Origin of the sequence: Pseudomonas sp. SR18, assembly GCF_023701505.1 — a bacterium.
Taxonomy (GTDB): domain Bacteria; phylum Pseudomonadota; class Gammaproteobacteria; order Pseudomonadales; family Pseudomonadaceae; genus Aquipseudomonas; species Aquipseudomonas cyclaminis.
Genome location: NZ_JAMQAU010000032.1, coordinates 1 through 17,406, shown reverse-complemented (window position 1 = coordinate 17,406; position 17,406 = coordinate 1). Strand labels below are relative to the sequence as shown.

Here is a 17,406-nt window from a genome sequence, read left to right as displayed (position 1 = left end):
CGTGGGCCGCCGCGATGGGCCATCCTTGGCCCAGCGCGGCTAACCCGGCGTCCTGCCGGGTTACCCACGGATTCAAGCCTGCGTTCGGCCAGCGTGTTTGACGGGGCGCCTGAGATCAAGATCAAAATCAAAAGCGCAGATCAAAAGACCGCTGACTTCGTCAGCGAAAAGGATGTAAGAGCCAGATCAAAAGCAGATCAAAAGCAGGCTGAGATCTATCTGATATATGGAGATCAAAATGTGGGAGGGGACTTGCCCCCGATGGGGGAGTGTCAGCTGATGCAGCTGTGACTGATCCACAGCTATCGAGGGCAAGCCCTCTCCCACATTTTTAACCCAGTACATCCGACACAACACCGGTCGGTTCTAAGGCCGCCGCGCTCTTGCTTTTGATCGGGAATCGCCCCGTCAACCACGATGGCCGGAATCCGATATTGATTTGGGGGGTAAACCGGCAGGGATGCCAGTTTAGCCGCCCTGCGCCATGGATGGCTTTCCAAAAGTGACCCGCCGTAAGGGCGAAACCATAGGCAGCCGTTACCCAAATAACGGATATGTACCCCGACAAACCCGGTCCCCCCCCTCCCACATTTTTTATCCGAGCGATCACCCAGCCCACTCAATCAAACACACCGCGCCCGCATGAAATCCCCCCACCGGCGCACCAGGTAGTTGTGCTCATCCATCACCGAATTCCACACAGCGATATGCCCCATCCGCTGCTCATACGACCCCCCGTCCCGCACCTCACCCACATCAATCAACGGCAACCCATCACTCCCCAACAACTCTTCCCGAGCAGCCTTCCCGGCATACCAATAATCCCACTCAGCGCTGCTCAGGTGGTCGCGACTGCGCGCCGGGTTGCCGATGTAGTAACCCTGGCGGGCCATAACCGCGCCGGGCCAGCCGGACAGCCACCAGTTGAGGTAGGCATAGGCCGCATCCAGCACCGGGCCTTGGGCATGGCGCGACAGCGACAAACCGCCAAACCAGGCGCGATAGCCTTCGCGGGGCACGGCCAGACGGTATTTCACCCCGGCGCGATGCAAGCGCATCAAGGTCGGCGACCACAGGCTCTGGATATCAACGTTCGGGCTGAGCATCAATTGCGCCGCCTCTTCATCGTCAGACCAGAACGCCGCGAAGTGCCCCTCTTTCTGCTTGCGCACTAGAATGTCAGCCAACACGTCGATCTCTTCGATGCTCATGTTGCCGATGTCGTTAAAACGGGCCAGCCCTGCGCCCTGCACCGCCAGCGCGGCATCCAGGGCGCCGATGGCGGCGTCACTTTGCAGCGCCGTGCGCGCGCGCCAGGCCGGGTCCAGCAGCCAGCCCCAGCTCTCGTTGCCGTGGCAAAAGCCTTCGGGCAGACGCTCGGGGCGGTAGGCGAAACTGTCGGCATTGTGGGTCAGGGGCAGCATGCTGATGCGTTCGGTGACGGTGCTGCCGAGGCTGCCGTCGTGCTGCACGAATAAACGCTCGCTGGGCACGCTGCCACTGCCCAGGCGGTCGCTGGAGCACAGGCGCCCGCGCTTGGGCAGGTCGTTGATCTCATGCCACAGCGCGATGCGTCGTGTATCGATGGGCTGGATCGCACGGGCCGGCCACACAAAGTCGACGTTGTGAAACCACTGGTCGTACAGGTCGTAGCTGTCGGGCTGCATCACCGCAATGCGCTGGGCCTGTTCGACGTCGTGCACCTGGTAGATCAGCCGAATGCCCAGTTCCTGTTCAGCCCGAACGCGCAAGGTTTCGAGCAAGGTCACGGAGGTGCCGAGGACACGTAGGGTGATCATCCGGCGAACCGCCGCGAGAACGCCTCAAAGGATCGCCGGAGCAGCGCCGGGTCCAGGCCGCGCAGGATAAACACCAGGCGCGATTGCCGATCCGTGCCCGGCCACGCAGGCAGATGGACCGGGGCATGCAGGCAGTGCTGCACGCCATGAATGACGATGGGGGCGTTGCTGGCGTTCACGTTGAGCAGTCCTTTGACGCGAAGGATTCGTTCGCCGTGGCATCTTAACAGCATCGACAACCACACCCCGAAACCCACCCAGTCCAGCGGCTGGTCGAAGGTCAGGCTGCACACTTGCGCCGCGCCGTGGGTGGCGCTGGTGGTTTGATGCAGTTGCCAGCGGCTGACTTCCACCGTCGGCTCGGCGCTGCGCAGGCCCTCGCCGAGCAGCAGTTGATCGCCGCTGTGGATGTCATGGGTGTTGAGGATCGGCGTGCCGGCGTTGAGTGCCCGCAGGTGCGCCCGCAGTGGCTCGCAGTCGCCCGCCAGGTCCGTCTTGCTCAGCAGCAAACGGTCCGCGGCCGCCACCTGGGCCAGCCACTCCGGGTGCAGGCGTTCTTGCAGGGCGGCGTGGCTGGCGTCGACCAGGGTGATCACCAGGCCAATGTGAAAACGCCCACGCAATTGCACATCGTTGTTCAGGGTGGCGAGGATCGGCGCCGGGTCGGCCAGGCCGGTGGTTTCCAGGATCACCCGTTTGAACGCAGGTATTTCGCCACGCTCACGGCGTTGCAACAGGCCGAGCAGCGCGTCCTTGAGTTCGCCACGGATCGAGCAGCACACGCAGCCGCTGGGCAGCAGCACGGTGTCGGGCGCGACTTCTTCGACCAACAGATGGTCGATGCCGACGTCGCCGAATTCATTGATCAGCAGTGCGGTATCGCCAAGGCTTTCGCCCTGCAGCAGGCGCTTGAGCAAAGTGGTCTTGCCGCTGCCGAGGAAGCCGGTGATGACATTCAGGGCGATGCTCATGGGGCGGACTCCAGGTGATCCAACAGCAGTGCATCGAGGGGGTCCAGCGGGCGGCCGAGCATGGTTTCGGCCGCCTGCCAGAGTTGATCCAGGCCGCTCGCCAATGCCTGTTTACCGGTGGCGCCCAACAGCAGATAGGAGGCGCCCTGGAAGTCTTCGACCTTGAGCCGGAACACCGCCAACACCTGGTTGATCGCCGCAATACGGCGCAGGCGCTCGCGGCGTCGGGGCAATTCGTCGCCCAGGGGGTCGCTCCAGTGCAGGTCTTCGCCGAGCAATCCGCAGAGTCCGCACATGGCTACACCTCACTCATGGCATGACGTCGCCGGAGTTCGGGCCCAGGGTCTGGCCGACGAACAGATTGCCGCCCGGCTCGCTGGCGAGCAGCACGGCGGTGGGCGCGACTTCATCCGCCAAACCGAAGCGGCCCAGGGGCAGTTCAGCGGCCTTGGCGCGCTTCCAGTCGTCGCTGATACCGCCCACCAAAGGCGTTTCAATCGGGCCGGGGGCAATGGCGTTGACCAGCACATTGTCCTTGGCCACTTCCAGCGCCAGAGACTTGGTAAAGCCGATCACGCCGGCCTTGGCGGCTGCGTAGTGAGTCAGTTCGGCGCCGCCCTTGATGCCCAGTTGCGAGGCCACATTGATGATCCGCCCCCAACGCTGCGCGACCATGTGGGGCAAGGCGCGCTGGCTGGCGACGAACACACTGGTGAGGTCGACGCGCAGCATGTCGTTCCACATCTCGATGGACAGATCGACGCAACGCGCCTGGGTCAGCATGCCGGCGTTGTTGACCAGAATGTCGATGCCGCCGAAGTGTTCGACGCAACGGTCGACACTGGCTTGGGCGCCTTCGACGGTGCCCACATCAGCCAGGCATTCGAAGACCTCGGCACCGAGGTTGCGGCAGGTGATCGCGGTTTCGGCGAGGCTGGCCGCGTTGCGGTCGGCCAATAACAGACGCGCGCCTTCAACGGCGTAGGCGCGGGCGATGGCAGCGCCGATGCCGCTGCCGGCGCCGGTGATCACGGCCCGGCGGTTAGTCAGTTGGTTCATGCAAAAACTCCTGAAAAAATCCACTTCCAATGTGGGAGGGGGCAAGCCCCCTCCCACATTTTGATCGAGTACACCTGTTAGTCAGGCCAGCGCACAGTGAGGCCGCCGTCGATGACGATGCTCTGCCCGGTCAGATAACTCGACGCCTCACTGGTCAAAAACTGCACCAGCGACGCCACCTCATCAGCCCGCCCTACCCGCCCCAACGGAATCGCCCGCGCTGCTTTCGCCAAGCCCTCCGGCCCCAGCGAGTTTTTCGCGTCCAGGGACTGCGGCGTCTCGATCAACCCAGGGATCACCGCATTGCAACGAATGCCCAAGCCCGCCAATTCCACCGCCAGCGACCGGCACAAGCCCGGCACACCGGCCTTGGCGGCGGCATAGTGCGAGTGTTCCTGCCAGCCGTACACGCCACCGGCAATCGAGGAAATCGCCACCAGTGCGCCGCCTTCCTTCATGTGCCGCGTCGCCGCACGGAAGGTGCGCATCACCCCCGTCAGGTCGACGTTGAGCATCTCGTCCCACAGCGCATCGGTCATCTCCAGCAGCGGCGCGCGACGCAGCAAGCCGGCGTTGGCGACCGCGTAATCCAACCGGCCGAAGTGCTGCACGGCCTGTGCGGCCAGGGCGTCCACCGAAGCGGTATCGCCCACGTCCAGTGGCAACATCAGGCATTCGCCACCGGCCTGTTCCACCAGGTCGACAGTGGCTTGCGGGTCGTGCGGGTCGGCCGGGTAATACCCGCCCACCACTGCCACGCCGCTGCGCGCATAGGCCACGGCGAGGGCTTGGCCGATGCCGCTGGCGGCACCGGTAATCAAGGCAACTTTACGACTCATCAATGGCTCCTTATTGAACGGTTTCCGGACGCACATGGCGGGCGGCAAACATCAACATGCCGGACAGGAAGCACGGCAACGCGCCGAACCACAGCGCAGCGGTCTGCCAGTCGCTGCCGGCGGACAACACTTGGGTCGCACCGAAGCCTGCGACCACTGCACCAATCGGCCCCATGGCATGGATGATTGCGCCACCGGTGGCGCGGATGCTGGTGGGGAAACTTTCGCTGATAAAGAACAGCGCCGCCGAGTACGGCCCGATCAGGAAGAACAGGCCCAGGCTGTAAAGCCCGACCACCATGGCCATGTTGCTTGGGCCGAACAGCATGCCGGCGAACGACAGCCCGCCGAGCATCCAGCCCAGGCCGATCACGTTGCGGCGGCCGATCTTGTCGCCCATCCAGCCATGGCTGAGGTAGCCGCAGTAACCCACCAGGTTCGACAGCACGAGGATGATCAACGAGTTCTCGAACGAGATGTGGTGCACGCTGACGATCACCGACGTGCCAAGCACGCTGAACACCTGGATCGCTGCCCAGTTGAGCAGCAGCGCCGCGCCGATCACCAGCGTGGCGCGACGGGCCGGGCCACGGAACGCCGCTTTGAGGCCAGCCTTGCTGTGTTCGTCGTAATCCACGCCGTAGGTCACGGCGACGTTCTGCGCTTCTTTCACCGCGCCGCTTTTACGCAGCTCGCTGATGCGCTGGTGGATCTGGAACTGTGGGCTCTCCTTGAGCTTGCGCGCCATGATCGCGATTACTACCGCAGGGATCGCGGCGAAAATGAAGCAGCCCTGCCAGCCGATGATCGGCAGCAGCAACGCGGTCAAACCGGCGGCGATCAACGCACCGACCGGCCAGCCGCCCTGCACCAGGCTGTAGATGAAACCGCGGCGTTTGGTCAGGCGCGGGTCTTCCGAGGCGCCATACAGTTCGGTCAGATAGGTGGCGTTGACGGTTTCCTCGGCGTACCCCAGGCCACCCAACGAACGGATCAGAATCAGCGGCGACTTGCCCCACGCGCCGCCAATGGCCGTCAGCGCCGAGCACAGCGCAGAGCCGGCCACGGTGAAAATAATCCCTTTACGGCGGCCCAATTTATCCACGATTGGGCCGATGGCCAGGGCAACCACGGCGGTACCCACCGCCACCCAGGTCGCGATTTCAGCTTGCTCCACTTCACCCCAGCCAAAGTGTCGGCCGATCTCCGGCAACAACGTGCCGAACAGGATGAAGTCATACACCGCAAACACCCAGGCAAAAAACGCGATCCAGGTGGCGAAGCGCACTTCCTGGGACGTCAGTTGCCGGGGTTTCCAGCCAGTCAGGTCAAGCTTGTTGTAGATGGACATAATCGCGCCTCGGGAGGTGGGGGCTGCTTGGGTTGGGATCAGGTACGCGGCTGGCGGCGGATAAAGTCGTCGGCGATTTCGTCGAAGGTGACGAAGCGCACGCCGGCATGGCTCTGGATGTGTTCGATCAGGCGCTCAAGCATCAACAGCACTTGCGGGCGGCCGGACACGTCGGGGTGAATGGTCATGGTGAACACCGCGTGTTCGTGTTCGCGGTAGACCCAGTCGAACTGGTCGCGCCACATTTCTTCCAGGTGACGCGGGTTGACGAAGCCGTGGCTGTTGGGGGCTTTCTTGATGAACATCATCGGCGGCAGGTCGTCCAGGTACCAGTTGGCCGGGATCTCCACCAGGTCGGTTTCTTCGCCGCGTACCAAGGGTTTCATCCAGGTGTCGGGGTGCTGGCTGTAGTCGATCTTGGTCCAGCTGTCGCCCTTGCGCACGTAGTAGGGATGGAAGTCGTTGTGCATCAGGCTGTGGTCGTACTTGATGCCTTTTTTCAGCAGCAGTTCGTTGGTGACCTTGCTGAATTCCCACCACGGCGCGACGTAGCCGGTCGGGCGCTTGCCGGTGACCTGGGTGATCAGCTCGATGGATTTATCGAGGACGATTTCTTCCTGCTCGGCCGTCATCGCGATGGGATTTTCGTGGCTGTAGCCATGCACGCCGATTTCGTGACCGGCATCGGCCACCGCCTTCATCTGCTCGGGGAAGGTTTCCATCGAATGGCCGGGAATAAACCAGGTGGTGCGCAGGCCGTAGCGTTCGAACAATTTGAGCAGGCGCGGCGCGCCGATTTCACCGGCGAACAGGCCACGGGAGATGTCGTCCGGCGAGTCTTCGCCGCCGTAGGAACCGAGCCAGCCGGCGACGGCATCCACGTCGACGCCGAATGCACAGAGAATGTCTTTAGCCATGATGTGTCTCCTTAAATGTTGAGTACGGATTCGACAGACAAGGCCGCGCGCAACAGCCGCGCGTCCTCCCCCGTCGGGGCGCTGAGCAGCAGCCCGGTGGGCAGGCCCTGGGCGTCGCGGCCGCTGGGCAAACTGACGCCTGGCATGTCGAGCAAACTGCCGGGCATGGTCAGGCGCAGGGTGGCGAGGTTGGTGCTGATGAACAGGTCATCGTCGGCTTCCAGCGGTGCCAGTGGCGGCGCGACATGGGCCACGGTGGGGGTGATCAGGATCGCGCCGTCGAGGTCGTCGAGCAGTTGCTGTTGCAGGCTTCGGCGCGCATCGGTCAGGTGGATAAGTTGGCTGGCCGGCAACGTGCGCGCGGCTTCGAGGCGGCGGCGCACACGGGGGTCGAGTTGCTCGGCATCGGCGCTATCGAGCAGGCTCTGGTGCAGGGCGAAGGCTTCGAAGGATCCGAGCCAGCCGTGGTGTTTGATCAGGTCCAGGGTGGCCTGGAAGGTCGGACATTCACGTTCTTCGATCAGCGCGCCTTGGGCCTGAAGTTGCGCCACGGCGCGCAGCAGGTTGTTGCGCACCGCAGGCTCGACGTCCTGCTGCGCCAACACAAAGCGCTGGCCCTTGAGGCTGCGGGCGTTGTGGGTCTGGGCGCGGCCATGGAGCAGGTCGTCGATGGCCAGCGCATCACGCACGCTGCGGGTCAGCGGGCCGAGGCTGTCGAGGGTGTGGGCCAGGGGAAACACGCCGTCACGGCTGTAGCGCCGACTGCTGCTGCGATAGCCGACCAGGCCGTTGAGGGCGGCCGGGATGCGAATGGAGCCAGCGGTGTCGGTGCCCATGGCAATCGGCACAATCCCGGCGGCCACGGCCACGGCCGAACCCGAGGACGAGCCGCCGGGAATACGCGCTTGGTCCGCCCCATGAGGGTTGTGCGGCGTGCCGAAATGCGGGTTCAGGCCCAGGCCGGAATACGCCAGTTCGCTGAGGTTGGTCTTGCCGACGCTGACCATCCCGGCGCGGCACAGCAGGCCCACGCTCGGCGCATCGAGCAAGGCGGCAGGCGCGTTGCGCCGGTAAGCCGCGCCGGCGGTGGTGACGCTGCCAGCCACGTCGAACAGGTCTTTCCAGGCCACGGGCACACCGTCGAACCTGCTCAAGGGTTGGCCGGCGCGCCACCGGGCAGCGGACGCTTCGGCTTCACGGCGGGCGCGCTCGGCGGTCAGGGAAATGAAAACGCTGGCCGAGCCGCTCGCTTGATCGAGTGCCTGTTCGAGGGCTTGCACCGGGTCGCTGCGACCGCTGGCGAAATCCTCGGCCATTGACGTGGCGTCTGACATCAGGAAAACCTCATAAAACGTACATATTCATAAAATGTACATTTTACAAAGGCAGCTTTCGTGCCAGTCTCTATTTTGCCTCGTGTAGCTGATTGCGGTTTTCCGTCCATAACTGCGGGATAGATGGTTTGGATAAGGGCAAAAAAGTCTTGCGTTGCGTTCGTGAGTCGCCCTCAATGAAATAATGTATCTTTTATTAATAAGTACATTTTGGTGCAGAAAAGTAACAGCCGTCACTTTCAGGCCCCAAAAAAGTGCCAGCGACGTAGCACAGAGTGACAGGTGCAACTTATGAGAGAATCCCCGGCCACCGTCCTACAAGCCCCAGGGAACGTAATGAAAGCAGTGTCCGCCTCGGCCTCCCGTTACGCGATGATTCACCAAGTGTTGCGCGACGCGATCGTCAACGGCACCGCTCGGCATGGCCTGGTTTTACTGGAAGCGCCGTTGGCCGAATTGTTCGGCACCAGCCGCGTGCCGGTGCGCAAGGCCCTGGACCTGCTGCATGCCGAAGGCTTGATCTGCCGTTTCGCCGGCCGAGGTTATCTGATCAACCCCGAGGGGCTGGCCATGGAGCCGCTGCGCCTGCCGCTGAGCCATGCGCATCTGGGCCTGAACGGCGAGGCTGAACTGGTGGACACCCGGCCCTTGGGTGAGCGCATCGTCGAGGAGATCGGCGCGGCGCTGTCCACCTGCATTGCGTTCGGCCATTACCGCCTGGATGAACAAGCCGCCGCCGACCACTATGGGGTCAGCCGCGCAGTGGTGCGTGAAGCGCTGATGCGCCTGCGCGACCGGGGCCTGGTGGAAAAAGAGCCTTATTCCCAATGGCTGGCCGGGCCCTTGACCGCACGGGAAGTCACCGAAGATTACGAATTGCGCGCCTGCCTGGAGCCCGAGGCCCTGCGCCAGAGCGCACCGGACCTCGACCGCGAGATGCTTGAAGCGATGCTGCGGCGGGTACTGGATGCCCAGGACAGCGCCGAGTGCAGCCTGGAAGCCATCGAACAGATCGAGGAAGACTTGCACCAGCGCTGCCTGGCCGGGATGCAGAACCGCAAGATCGCCGCACTGATTCGCCAGGGCCAGAGCCCGATGATCATCAGCCGGATTTTCTACCGTTTGCTGGGGATCGGCGCTGATCCGGCGATGTTGGCTGAACATCGCTTGATTCTGGAGCTGTTGCTGCATGGCGCGTTTGATGCGGCGGCGTTGAACCTGCGCGAACATTTGCAACGGGCACGCCAGCGGATGTTGCAGCGGTTGAAGGTGTTATCGGTATTGCCGGAGCAACCCCTACCCGCCTACCTGCACAAAATCAGCTGAATGCTCCCACATCGACCGCATGGCAGCAGATAATTTATGCAATATGTTGCTATCTCACTCCCACCATTGAAACCACTGCTGGCCCGCCCCATCTAACCTGCATACTTCCTTATGCAGGTGCCCCATGAGCGACCAGCAAGAATTCCCTGATTACGACCTCAACGATTACGCCGACCCAGAAAACGCTGAAACCCCTTCGTCCAATACCGGCCTGGCCCTGCCTGGGCAAAACCTGCCGGACAAGGTCTATGTCATCCCGATCCACAACCGGCCCTTCTTCCCGGCGCAAGTGCTGCCGGTGATCGTCAACGAAGAGCCGTGGGCCGAGACGCTGGAACTGGTGAGCAAATCCGACCACCACTCCCTCGCCCTGTTCTTCATGGACACGCCGCCGGAAGACCCACGTCACTTCGACACCTCCGCGCTGCCGCTGTACGGCACCCTGGTGAAGGTGCACCACGCCAGCCGCGAGAACGGCAAGCTGCAATTCGTTGCCCAGGGCCTGACCCGCGTGCGCATCAAGACCTGGCTCAAGCACCACCGCCCACCGTACCTGGTAGAGGTCGAATACCCGCACCAGCCCACCGAGCCGACCGACGAGGTCAAGGCCTACGGCATGGCGCTGATCAATGCGATCAAGGAACTGCTGCCGCTCAACCCGCTGTACAGCGAAGAGCTGAAGAACTACCTCAACCGTTTCAGCCCCAACGACCCGTCGCCCCTCACCGACTTCGCCGCCGCCCTCACCTCGGCGACAGGTAATGAGCTGCAGGAAGTGCTGGATTGCGTGCCGATGCTCAAGCGCATGGAAAAAGTCTTGCCGATGCTGCGCAAGGAAGTCGAAGTGGCGCGCCTGCAAAAAGAACTCTCCGCCGAGGTGAACCGCAAGATCGGCGAACACCAGCGCGAGTTCTTCCTCAAGGAACAGCTCAAGGTTATCCAGCAAGAGCTGGGCCTGACCAAGGACGACCGCAGCGCCGACGTGGAGCAGTTCGAGCAGCGCCTGGAAGGCAAGGTGTTGCCGGCCCAGGCGAAAAAACGCATCGATGAAGAACTGAACAAACTGTCGATCCTGGAAACCGGCTCGCCGGAATACGCCGTGACGCGCAATTACCTGGACTGGGCCACCTCGGTGCCATGGGGCGTGTATGGCGAGGACAAACTTGACCTGAAACACGCGCGCAAGGTGCTGGACAAGCACCATGCCGGCCTGGATGACATCAAGAGCCGCATTCTCGAATTCCTCGCGGTGGGCGCTTATAAAGGTGAAGTCGCCGGTTCCATCGTGCTGCTGGTCGGCCCGCCGGGCGTGGGCAAGACCAGCGTGGGTAAATCCATCGCCGAGTCCCTGGGCCGGCCGTTCTATCGCTTCAGCGTCGGCGGCATGCGCGACGAGGCCGAGATCAAGGGTCATCGGCGCACGTACATCGGCGCCCTGCCGGGCAAGCTGGTGCAGGCGCTTAAAGATGTGGAGGTGATGAACCCGGTGATCATGCTCGACGAGATCGACAAGATGGGTCAGAGCTTCCAGGGCGACCCGGCTTCGGCACTGCTGGAAACCCTCGATCCGGAGCAGAACGTCGAATTCCTCGATCACTACCTGGACCTGCGCCTGGACCTGTCCAAAGTGCTGTTCGTGTGCACCGCCAACACCCTGGACTCGATTCCCGGCCCGTTGCTGGACCGTATGGAAGTGATTCGCCTGTCGGGTTACATCACCGAAGAAAAAGTCGCCATCGCCAAACGCCACCTGTGGCCAAAACAGCTGGAAAAAGCCGGGGTCTCGAAAAACAGCCTGAGCATCAGCGACGGCGCCCTGCGCGCATTGATTGACGGTTACGCCCGTGAAGCCGGGGTGCGCCAGTTGGAGAAACAACTGGGCAAGCTGGTGCGCAAGGCGGTGGTCAAGCTGCTGGATGAGCCGAAGTCGGTGATCAAGATCGGCAACAAAGACCTGGAAAGCTCCCTCGGCATGCCGGTGTTCCGCAACGAACAAGTGCTGTCCGGCACCGGTGTGATCACCGGCCTGGCCTGGACCAGCATGGGCGGCGCGACGTTGCCAATCGAGGCGACACGTATCCACACGCTCAATCGCGGCTTCAAGCTCACCGGGCAGTTGGGTGAGGTGATGAAAGAATCCGCCGAAATCGCCTACAGCTACATCAGCTCCAACCTGAAGTCGTTTGGCGGTGACCCGAAGTTCTTCGACGAAGCCTTCGTGCACTTGCACGTACCGGAAGGCGCTACGCCGAAGGACGGCCCGAGTGCCGGGGTGACCATGGCCAGTGCGCTGTTATCCCTGGCGCGCAATCAAGCGCCGAAAAAAGGCGTGGCCATGACGGGCGAACTGACGTTGACCGGGCATGTGCTGCCGATCGGCGGGGTGCGCGAGAAGGTGATCGCGGCGCGGCGCCAGAAGATTCACGAGCTGATTCTGCCGGAGCCCAACCGTGGCAGTTTTGAAGAATTGCCGGACTATCTGAAGGAAGGCATGACGGTGCACTTTGCCAAGCGCTTTGCGGATGTGGCGAAGGTGCTGTTCTGACAAACTTCTAGCGTCTGTGAAGGCCTCTGTGGTGAGCGGGCTTGCCCCGCGCTGGGTGGCGAAGCCGCCCCTGAAAAACGCTGCGCGCTGTCAGACAAAACGTGGCGTTCGGTTTTGGGCCCGCTGCGCAGCCCAGCGCAGCAAGCCCGCTCACCACAACAAGCAAGCTCACACTCACTTCTGCCATTTCCCTCCTGTCACACCTTGTCTCATCTTCGGTTATGCTCCCCCTTCGTCGTGTATTAACGGAGCCTTCATGACCGCTGCCCGCCTGTTTCTCCCCTTGAGCCTTGCCCTGCTGGCCGGATGCGCCAGTGCCCCCAAGCAAAACGTCAGCGTGGACAACCAGAGCGCCTGCCCGCTCCAGCTTAAAACCGGGCAAAACCTGATCCTCACCCTGCCCAGTAACCCCACCACCGGCTACCGCTGGGCCATCCAGGATTCCGCCGGCGGTGTGCTGCGAGCGCTGAGCCCGGAGGTATACAGCAGCTCAGAGTCCGGTGTGATCGGCGGTGGCGGCCAATCCACCTGGCGCTTCCAGGCGTTTACTGCCGGCCAGGGCCGTTTGCGCCTGACCTCCCAACAACCTTGGGAGCCGGAAGCCGAGCCGGCCGAGACTTTCGACTGCGCCATTACGGTGAACTGATATGCCCTGGCTGATTCTTGCGTTGATGGGCGCGGCCACGTTTATCTACGGCTTGAGCACCCACGCGATGTTGCTGTGTCTGCTGGTCAAGCCGCTGCCGGTATTGGCGTTGTTGGGTTGGCTGCATGACGCACCGCCCACCGACTATCGACGCTGGATCAGCCTGGGGCTGATTTTTTCCCTGGTCGGCGATGTGTTGCTGGCCTGGCCGGGCGACCTGTTTATCTTTGGTCTCGGCGCGTTTCTGTTTGCTCACCTCGCGTACCTCAAAGCCTACTTCAGCGATTGCCGTCGTTTGGCGTTGTTGCCATTGGCTCTCGCACTGGGCGTGGGCGCGATTCTGCTGAGCATCCTGATTTCCCATGGGCTCGGCGACTTGCTGATACCCGTGGTGGTTTACGCCTTGGTGATCAGCGCCATGCTCTGGCGTGCGCTGGCACGATTGGGCAGCGACGTGCCGAAACGCTCGGCAGTGTTGGCGGCGGCGGGCGCGGTGTCGTTTGTGTTTTCCGACGCACTGATCGGTATCAATCGCTTCGTGGTGGCATTCGAGGCGGCGCCGTATTTGTTGATCGCTACTTATTGGCTTGGCCAGTGGGGGATCACCGCATCAGCATTCCATCAGACAACCCGCGCACACGAGGGCCAACTTGGCTAAAATGCCGGCCTTTCCCCCATCGTCGCCGGAACAGCCGTGAGCAAAGAACCCGATCGCCTATTCGCCCAGCCCCTGCCCCAGGTGCCGGACTTCGCGTTTAACGAGGATGTGGTGCGGGTGTTCCCGGACATGATCAAGCGCTCGGTGCCGGGTTACCCCACTATCGTCGAAAACCTCGGCGTGCTGGCCGCGCAATTTGCCCAACCGGGTAGCGTGCTGTATGACCTGGGCTCTTCCCTGGGTGCCGTGACCCAAGCCCTGCGTCGCCATGTGCGCACCGAGGGTTGCCGGGTGATCGCTGTGGATAACTCGGCCGCGATGGTCGAGCGCTGCCGCGAATACCTCAATGGCCAGGACTCGATGTTCCAGGAGCTGCTGCCGGTCGAGGTGATCGACGGCGACATCCTCGCGTTGCAGTTCCAACCGGCCTCGGTGGTGGCGCTGAATTTCACCCTGCAATTTATCGCGCCCGACGAGCGCCTGGCCTTGTTGTCGCGTATTCGTCAGTCGCTGCTGCCCGGCGGTGCATTGATCCTCTCGGAAAAGCTGCGTTTCAATGACCTTGAAGAACATGCGCTGCTCACCGATCTGCATGTCGCGTTCAAACGCGCCAACGGCTACAGCGAACTGGAAATCGCCCAGAAGCGCAGCGCCATCGAAAACGTCATGAAGCCCGACAGCCTCGAAGAACACCGTGAGCGCCTGCTGGCGGCCGGGTTCTCGAAAGTCGTGCCGTGGTTCCAGTGTCTTAACTTTGCCTCGTTGATTGCCCTGCCATGATTGATCTGTCCCCCCTAGCCCGCCATTTGGTCGGTACTCCCCTGGCCGTATGGGCCCAAGGGCTGCAAGCGCAGCTCGACAGCAAAATGGAAAAAGGTCATGGCGACCTGGAGCGCTGGCAGAGTGCGTTGGATGCGCTGCCGAAGATCATGCCCAGCAACGTCGACTTGCTGAACGATTTGGTGCTGGACACCGACTGCGACGACGAAACCCGTGCGCAAATGCGCACCGCATTGTTAGGCCTGTGCCCGTGGCGCAAGGGGCCATTTCACCTGTTCGGCGTGCATGTGGACACCGAGTGGCGTTCGGACTGGAAGTGGTCGCGGGTCGCGCCGCACCTGGACCTCAAGGGCAAACGCATCCTCGATGTGGGCTGCGGCAATGGTTACTACATGTGGCGCATGCTCGGTGCCGGTGCCGACAGCGTAATTGGCGTGGACCCGAACTGGTTGTTCTTCTGCCAGTTCCAGGCGGTACAGCGCTACCTGTCCGAACCCAAGGCCTGGCACCTGCCATTCCCGTTTGAGGATTTGCCGGCGAACCTGGAAGGCTTCGACACGGTGTTTTCCATGGGCGTGTTCTATCACCGCCGCTCGCCCATCGAGCATTTGCTGGCGTTGAAGGACACACTGGTCAAGGGCGGCGAGCTGGTACTGGAGACCTTGGTGGTGGAAGGCGATCAGCAGCAGGTGCTGGTGCCGGAAGATCGCTACGCGCAGATGCGCAACGTGTGGTTCCTGCCGTCGGTGCCGGCACTGATGTTGTGGCTACGCCGCGCCGGTTTCAGTGATGTGCGTTGTGTGGATGTGAGCGTGACCACAGTTGAGGAGCAGCGTGGTACGGAGTGGATGAAGTATCAGTCGCTGAGTGACTTCCTCGACCCTGAGGATCACAGCAAGACCATTGAAGGAATGCCGGCGCCGATGCGGGCGGTGATCATCGCCAGGAAATAATCCCCAATCTCTCTGAAAAAGTGGAAATCAAAATGTGGGAGGGGGCTTGCCACCTCCCGCATTTGCTCATCCGTGCTCTTTAGATTGGCGGCTTGGCTCGGCGGGCCTTGAAGAATTCGCTCAAGACTGTGCCGCACTCCTCGGCCAGCACACCACCTTCAAACAACACCCGATGATTCAAAAAGCCCTGGGTAAAAAACTGCCCCTGGCTCTGCACAATCCCCGCCTTGGGCTCCAGCGCGCCATACACCACCCGCGCCACCCGGGAATGCACGATCAACCCCGCGCACATGCTGCACGGTTCCAACGTCACATACAGCGTACTGCCCACCAGCCGATAGTTGCTGATGGCCTGGGCAGCGGCGCGGATGGCGACCATTTCGGCATGAGCGCTAGGGTCGTTGCCGCTGATGGGGCAGTTGAAACCACGGCCGATGATTTCGCCGTCCTGCACCAGCACCGCGCCCACCGGCACTTCGCCCAGTGCCGCGCCTTGGGCGGCGAGGGCCAGGGCTTCGCGCATAAAGTCCTGGTCGCGGCTGCGGTCGACGATCGCCGTGGGGCGAATCTGGCGCATCACGCCACCTCGATGGCGGCCATCAGGCCGGTTTCCATGTGGTCGATCACGTGGCAGTGGAACATCCACACCCCCGGGTTATCCGCCACCAATGCCACGCGGGCGCGCTCGTTCTTGCCCAGCAGGTAGGTGTCGGTGAAATACGGGATCACCTTGTGGCGGTTCGAGGCGATCACCTTGAAGCTCATGCCGTGCAGGTGGATCGGGTGCTGGTACTGGGTCATGTTCTTCAATTCGAAAATGTAGCTTTTGCCCTTCTCCAGCTTGGCTATCGGGCGGTCGGCGCAGGTCTTGTCGGTGATGTCCCAGGCTTGGCCGTTGATCTGCCACAGGCTGGGCGGCTTGCCGTTTTCGACGTTGACCGACACCGAGCCGACCCACTCGAAATTGAAGTTGAGTTTTTCCGCATTGGCCAGGTCCGGCTCGGCGACCGGGTTCGCCGGCAGCGCGGGCGGCCATTCGGTGGGCGCATCGGTGTTGGCTACCGAGCGGAAGGTGCCCAGGCGCACCGGTCCATTGCGGATCGACAATTCTTCACCCGCAGGCGGTGCCTTGATCGCCAGGCAGATGCGCATGCCCGGGCCCAGCCAGTATTCCTTGCCCAGCGCGCGCGGTTCGATGGGATTGCCGTCCAGCGCGTAGATCTGCGCTTCGACGTCGGGAATGTTGATGCGGTAAGTCAGGGTGTTGTCGAGATTGAGCAGGCGCACGCGAGTGATCTGCCCGGCGGGCAAGTCGATCACTGCCTGGGACACACCGTTGATGGTCGACAGCCGCCCAGCCGTACCGCCACGTGCCGCTTCGCGGGGGATGCTGAAGGCGACAAAGGCGCCCTCTTCATCGACGTGCCAGCTTTTCAGGCTGAGGGTGCGTTCGTGCTTGAAACCGGTGGGTTCGCGTTCTTCGATGATCAGCGGGCCGACCAGGCCACGGCCGAGTTCTTCGCTGCTGTTCACATGGGGGTGATACCAGTAGCTGCCGGCGTCGGGCACGCGGAATTTGTAGTCGAAGTACTCGCCGGGCAGTACCGGCAATTGCGAGACGTAGGGCACGCCGTCCATTTCCAGCGGCAGGCGGATGCCATGCCAGTGAATGGTGGTGGCGACCGGCAGGTGGTTGATAAAGCGCACCCGCAGCCATTCGCCTTGGCGCACACGCAACTCGATACCCGGTGCCGAGGGGCCGAACGCCCAGGCTTGGGTCTTGTGGCCTGGCACCAGTTCCACGTCCAACGGTGCGGCAATCAGCTCGTAATCGTGACCCGCTTCGGATTCGGCGACTTTCCCCAGCCAGTAGCGGTAGGCGCCACCGGCACCGACGCCCACTACGGCCAGGCCTGCAAGACCACCCAGGATTTGTCGACGGGAAAAGGATCGGGACACAACAACCTCACGTATCTGCCGCAGGCGCACGGCCTGCAAAGGGCAGATACGATACACCTGCATCGGCTAAACAGTAAGGCTTCGCATTGCCGCACAGCTGAATTGTGGACTGCGATGAAGATCAAAAATGTGGGAGGGGGCTTGAACTGGCCTAATGATTTTGGACACTTCATTCGGGCGCTATGATAGCGCCCAAATTTGAGGTGTTTGGATATGCGTAAATCTTATTCGAGTGAGTTCAAGCTCAAGGCCGCCAGCATGGTGTTGGA

16 protein-coding genes and 1 pseudogene are annotated in these 17,406 nt (G+C 62.3%); 7 read left to right on the top strand and 10 right to left on the bottom strand.

The annotated features are described in order from the left end of the window. Positions 1–291: pseudogene (locus NDJ82_RS27285) on the top strand (hypothetical protein); the annotation flags it as partial. A 332-nt stretch (positions 292–623) separates the two neighbouring features. Here NDJ82_RS27285 and NDJ82_RS27280 read toward each other — a convergent pair. From NDJ82_RS27280 to NDJ82_RS27245, 8 genes are all read right to left on the bottom strand, one after another. Continuing rightward, the gene (locus NDJ82_RS27280) at positions 624–1,799 is read right to left on the bottom strand and encodes an ABC transporter substrate-binding protein (protein ID WP_250926656.1); all 1,176 of its coding nucleotides are present in this window, start codon (positions 1,797–1,799) and stop codon (positions 624–626) included. Beyond that, complete coding sequence (locus NDJ82_RS27275) at positions 1,796–2,770, bottom strand: CobW family GTP-binding protein (RefSeq protein WP_099585020.1); 975 nt, start codon at positions 2,768–2,770, stop codon at positions 1,796–1,798. Before NDJ82_RS27275 ends, NDJ82_RS27280 begins: the two co-directional genes overlap by 4 nt. Then, entirely contained in the window at positions 2,767–3,066 is a 300-nt protein-coding gene (locus NDJ82_RS27270; RefSeq protein ID WP_250926655.1) for a hypothetical protein, read from the bottom strand. The genes NDJ82_RS27275 and NDJ82_RS27270 overlap by 4 nt, the downstream gene beginning before the upstream one ends. Positions 3,067–3,079: 13 nt before the next feature. Continuing rightward, the gene (locus tag NDJ82_RS27265; RefSeq protein ID WP_158878094.1) at positions 3,080–3,829 is read right to left on the bottom strand and encodes an SDR family NAD(P)-dependent oxidoreductase; all 750 of its coding nucleotides are present in this window, start codon (positions 3,827–3,829) and stop codon (positions 3,080–3,082) included. Between the two features lie 77 nt (positions 3,830–3,906). Then, positions 3,907–4,668, bottom strand: a complete 762-nt coding sequence (locus tag NDJ82_RS27260) for an SDR family NAD(P)-dependent oxidoreductase (RefSeq protein WP_099585017.1) — start codon at positions 4,666–4,668, stop codon at positions 3,907–3,909. Between the two features lie 10 nt (positions 4,669–4,678). Then, positions 4,679–6,019, bottom strand: coding sequence for an MFS transporter (locus tag NDJ82_RS27255; RefSeq protein ID WP_099585016.1), 1,341 nt, complete (start codon positions 6,017–6,019; stop codon positions 4,679–4,681). 38 nt (positions 6,020–6,057) lie between these two features. Then, positions 6,058–6,936 carry a polysaccharide deacetylase family protein gene (locus NDJ82_RS27250; protein WP_003234086.1) on the bottom strand — a complete coding sequence of 293 codons (879 nt, stop codon included), beginning with the start codon at positions 6,934–6,936 and terminating at the stop codon, positions 6,058–6,060. 11 nt (positions 6,937–6,947) lie between these two features. Continuing rightward, on the bottom strand, positions 6,948–8,270 hold the full coding sequence (locus NDJ82_RS27245) for an amidase (RefSeq protein WP_250926654.1): 1,323 nt from the start codon (positions 8,268–8,270) through the stop codon (positions 6,948–6,950). A 336-nt stretch (positions 8,271–8,606) separates the two neighbouring features. Between NDJ82_RS27245 and NDJ82_RS27240 the strand changes: the two genes are divergently transcribed. From NDJ82_RS27240 to cmoB, 6 genes are all read left to right on the top strand, one after another. After that, on the top strand, positions 8,607–9,596 hold the full coding sequence (locus NDJ82_RS27240; RefSeq protein ID WP_099585014.1) for a GntR family transcriptional regulator: 990 nt from the start codon (positions 8,607–8,609) through the stop codon (positions 9,594–9,596). Positions 9,597–9,720: 124 nt separating this feature from the next. Continuing rightward, complete coding sequence (gene lon, locus NDJ82_RS27235; protein ID WP_250926653.1) at positions 9,721–12,141, top strand: endopeptidase La; 2,421 nt, start codon at positions 9,721–9,723, stop codon at positions 12,139–12,141. 256 nt (positions 12,142–12,397) lie between these two features. Continuing rightward, positions 12,398–12,787 carry a protease inhibitor I42 family protein gene (locus NDJ82_RS27230; RefSeq protein ID WP_099585012.1) on the top strand — a complete coding sequence of 130 codons (390 nt, stop codon included), beginning with the start codon at positions 12,398–12,400 and terminating at the stop codon, positions 12,785–12,787. A gap of 1 nt (position 12,788) precedes the next feature. After that, entirely contained in the window at positions 12,789–13,445 is a 657-nt protein-coding gene (locus NDJ82_RS27225; RefSeq protein ID WP_099585011.1) for a lysoplasmalogenase, read from the top strand. 36 nt (positions 13,446–13,481) lie between these two features. Further along, complete coding sequence (cmoA, locus tag NDJ82_RS27220) at positions 13,482–14,225, top strand: carboxy-S-adenosyl-L-methionine synthase CmoA (protein ID WP_099585010.1); 744 nt, start codon at positions 13,482–13,484, stop codon at positions 14,223–14,225. After that, positions 14,222–15,178 carry a tRNA 5-methoxyuridine(34)/uridine 5-oxyacetic acid(34) synthase CmoB gene (cmoB, locus tag NDJ82_RS27215; protein ID WP_191958211.1) on the top strand — a complete coding sequence of 319 codons (957 nt, stop codon included), beginning with the start codon at positions 14,222–14,224 and terminating at the stop codon, positions 15,176–15,178. Before cmoA ends, cmoB begins: the two co-directional genes overlap by 4 nt. Before the next feature lie 79 nt (positions 15,179–15,257). Here cmoB and tadA read toward each other — a convergent pair whose 3' ends face one another. Further along, positions 15,258–15,755: a tRNA adenosine(34) deaminase TadA gene (gene tadA / locus NDJ82_RS27210; protein WP_250926652.1), complete on the bottom strand. Its 498-nt coding sequence runs from the start codon at positions 15,753–15,755 to the stop codon at positions 15,258–15,260. Further along, entirely contained in the window at positions 15,755–17,137 is a 1,383-nt protein-coding gene (locus tag NDJ82_RS27205) for a multicopper oxidase family protein (RefSeq protein WP_250926651.1), read from the bottom strand. Before NDJ82_RS27205 ends, tadA begins: the two co-directional genes overlap by 1 nt. Positions 17,138–17,406: the final 269 nt, after the last annotated feature.